This window comes from Bacillus sp. OTU530 (assembly GCF_038440375.1).
In genome coordinates this window covers 1-216 of sequence record NZ_JASATP010000197.1, presented here as the reverse complement: position 1 = coordinate 216, position 216 = coordinate 1, and the positions used below count along the sequence as shown (strand labels likewise).

The following is a 216-nucleotide window of genomic DNA, read 5'->3' as shown; positions in this document are numbered from 1 at the left end:
GGGCTCGCGCAACTCTTTCAAAAGAACATTTATCCATTTATGTATGGATTACTTCCGATTATCTACATCATCGCCATGACTCCCAAAAGCATCAATGAAGTATTTAAATTAGGAGACATGATGGGCAATTTTGCGTTGTTTTTATTTGGGTTACAACCATTGCTACTTCTGCTTGTCTTAAGATTGAAAAAGAGGAAGCATGAAGTAAAGTCATAA

1 pseudogene is annotated in these 216 nt (G+C 36.1%); it reads left to right on the top strand.

From position 1 onward, the window contains the following. Window positions 1–216, top strand: a pseudogene (locus AAHB12_RS31605) (spore gernimation protein); the annotation flags it as partial.